Raw genomic sequence first — 2933 nt, forward strand, 5'->3', positions numbered from 1 at the left:
TTGATATTCCTGTGTTTGACTTATATGGTGATGAAGACCTTGAATCTGTTTTAAAGAGTGTGAAAGATCGAGCTAATGCATCAAAAAACAACTCAAACTATTCACAGATGAAGGTTAGTGCTGATCATTTCTTTAATGATAAGGATGGTTTGCTAATTGAATCAGTTGGCACTTGGCTGAAGTAACTTCACTCTTATTGCTCGGTGCGTTTTCAGGCTTTATTGCTGGTCTTTTAGGTGTCGGCGGTGGGCTGATCATGGTGCCTGTATTGTTGTATTTATTGGCTGGGCAAGTTGATCAAGCCATACTTATGCACACAGCTGTTGGTACAGCATTAGCTGCTATTGTTTTCACTTCACTTTCAAGTGTTAGGGCGCATCATCAACAGGGTGCGATTCATTGGCATTATTTTAAAAAACTCACACCAACTATTTTGTTAGGCGCCTTTTGTGGTGCCTTGCTCACTCAGTTGATGAGTTTTGATTTCATGAGACTTTTCTTTGCTATATTTGAGCTGATAGCGGCGACCATACTATTTTTTGGTTTGAGTAGTAGTCGGCATATTGATTATTTGGTAAATTGGGTATGGCGATTAACAGGCTACATTATTGGTTTGATTTCAGCGATTGTTGGAATTGGCGGCGGCACTATGACGACACCATTTTTAACCTATAACAATGTTAATATCAAAAATGCTATTGCCACTTCAGCAGCTGTCGGCTTGCCGATTGCTATTGCTGGTGCACTAGGTTTTGTTGTTGCTGGTTTGAATATTGAATCTGGTGCAAGTAGTTTGGGATTTATCCATACTCAGGCACTAATTAGTATTGTTTTGATGAGTGTGGTGTTTGCCCCATTGGGTGCTAAAGTTGCTCATCGTGCTGATGGTAAAAAACTCAAAAAATTCTTTGCTTTATTTTTAGCTTTTTTAGGAATAAGCGTTCTAGTTTTTTAGCCTTGCCAAGGTGGTAGTAAGTTGTGCTCTACGTCCAAGTGGTCCAAAATTCGTGCCACAACAAAATCAACCATGTCTTGAATAGAGCCTGGATTTTGGTAAAACGCAGGATTCGCATCCATAATAATCACCCCTAATCGCGAGAGCTTTAGCATATTTTCCAAATGAATAGCAGAATAGGGGGTTTCTCTAGGGACTAAAATAAGTTTTTTCTGTTCTTTGATGACCACATCAGCAGCCCGATGCATAAGATTATCTCCATGGCCATTGGCAATTGCAGACAAGGTACTCATGGTGCAAGGGCAAACAACCATTGCGCGAGGTGGATTTGAACCTGAGGCAACCGGCGCTGTCCATTGGTTTTTGGAAAATACTTTAATCTGCCCTTCTTTAGCGCATAAATATTGGCTAAGATTTTTTTCAATGGAGGGGGTGTCAGATCCTAAGTTCAAATCAGTTTCCATGGTAATGACAATACTTGCTGCTTTTGAAATCATCACATAGATCTTATCTTGGGTTTTGACCAACTCTTTTAACAAAGTGATGGCGTAGGGCATTCCAGATGCGCCCGTTAATGCAATTGCGATTGGCTTCATAGGTTTCTAATTAACTTGTTAAAAATATCATCAAAACCACCATTTGACATCACCACAAAATGGCCTTTTGGAATGTGACTTAGTGCGCTAATGATTTCATCAACCGAATTAAACAATTCATGCTTGTTAAATAAAGCATTAATATTCCAATCAGTATTTAAAGGTTTAAGAATAAGGACTTGATTAGCTTGGATTAGTGCATCAACCAGACTTTGCTGATGAATACCTGATTTCATGGTGTTGGATCTAAGCTCTAAAATGGCGACAATAGTCTCATCCCCAACTTTATCGCGTAGACCAGATAGCGTGGTTTGGATGGCACTAGGATGATGGGCGAAATCATCATAAAGAGTAATATCTTGGGTTTGATGTTTGACTTCTAAACGGCGCTTTACCCCTTTAAACTGATTCAGAGCTTCACAGGCTACATCAAAAGGCACACCAACATGATGAGCCGCATAAATCGCACTTAAGCCATTTTGCATATTATGTTCACCCAATAAATGCCAATTAACCCTAGCACCTTCAACGTCAAAACTGGTGCCAATATCGGTTGTTTTAAGTGTCTGAGTGGTCAAGACTTTCTCACTAGACCAAAGACCCTGTTCAAGCACCTCATCAATCGTTTGATTATTTTCTGGACGAATGATCAAGCCATCATTTGGAACGGTACGAATCAGATGATGAAACTGTTTTTGAATGTCTTTAATAGAGTCAAATATATCGGCGTGATCAAACTCAAGGTTATTAATCACTAAGGTTTTTGGATGGTAATGTATAAACTTTGAGCGTTTATCGAAAAAAGCGGTGTCGTATTCATCAGCTTCAATCACAAAGAAGTTGGAAGTTGTGAGTCGTGATGACACACCAAAATCTTCTGTGACACCGCCAATCAAAAAGCTTGGATTGTAACCTGAGTATTCTAAAATCCAAGTTAACATGCTTGCTGTAGTGGTTTTGCCATGAGTGCCTGATACGGCTAACACCCATTTGTTACATAGTACATTCTCGCTAAGCCATTGTGCACCTGAAGTGTAGCTATATTGTTTAGTGAGAATTTCTTCAATACATGCGTTGCCACGAGATAGGGCATTGCCAATAATATAACGATCAGCCTTGGGCATGCTAGTCACGTCATAATCCTGGGTATAGTGAATGTTTTGCTCGTCGAGTTGGACGCTCATCGGCGGATAAACGCCTTGATCTTGACCAGTGACCGTATGTCCGAGTTGTTTAGCAATTAGAGCTAGAGAGCCCATAAAGGTGCCAGCAATACCTAAGATGTGAATATGCATTATTTTAGTTTGGGCTGAAACCTAAAGAGGCAGAGTTAATGCAATAGCGCTGACCTGTCGGTGCAGGGCCATCAGGAAACACATGGC

Annotated in this window: 4 protein-coding genes and 1 pseudogene; 2 read left to right on the forward strand and 3 right to left on the reverse strand. The window is 40.2% G+C overall.

Features of this window, described 5'->3' with window-relative positions; all coding sequences use genetic code 11:
* Positions 1-185: pseudogene (locus P8M52_RS03280) on the forward strand (hypothetical protein); the annotation flags it as partial.
* Positions 173-955 (forward strand): sulfite exporter TauE/SafE family protein, encoded by a 783-nt coding sequence (locus tag P8M52_RS03285; RefSeq protein WP_300307269.1) that lies wholly within the window; start codon positions 173-175, stop codon positions 953-955. The pseudogene P8M52_RS03280 and the gene P8M52_RS03285, both read left to right, overlap by 13 nt.
* On the opposite strand, the gene P8M52_RS03290 is transcribed toward P8M52_RS03285, so the two are convergent.
* The 3 genes from P8M52_RS03290 to P8M52_RS03300 all read right to left on the reverse strand — a co-directional run.
* A complete protein-coding gene (locus P8M52_RS03290) occupies positions 952-1551 on the reverse strand; it encodes a flavin prenyltransferase UbiX (RefSeq protein ID WP_300307273.1) in 600 nt (199 codons plus the stop codon). The two genes, P8M52_RS03285 and P8M52_RS03290, sit on opposite strands and share 4 nt — an antisense overlap.
* Entirely contained in the window at positions 1548-2846 is a 1299-nt protein-coding gene (mpl, locus tag P8M52_RS03295) for a UDP-N-acetylmuramate:L-alanyl-gamma-D-glutamyl-meso-diaminopimelate ligase (RefSeq protein ID WP_300307276.1), read from the reverse strand. Before mpl ends, P8M52_RS03290 begins: the two co-directional genes overlap by 4 nt.
* Positions 2847-2850: 4 nt before the next feature.
* A partial coding sequence (locus P8M52_RS03300; protein WP_300307279.1) for a peptide-methionine (R)-S-oxide reductase occupies positions 2851-2933 on the reverse strand: 83 nt, incomplete at its 5' end.

The organism is Candidatus Thioglobus sp. (assembly GCF_029243085.1).
Taxonomy (GTDB): Bacteria; Pseudomonadota; Gammaproteobacteria; order PS1; family Pseudothioglobaceae; genus Thioglobus_A.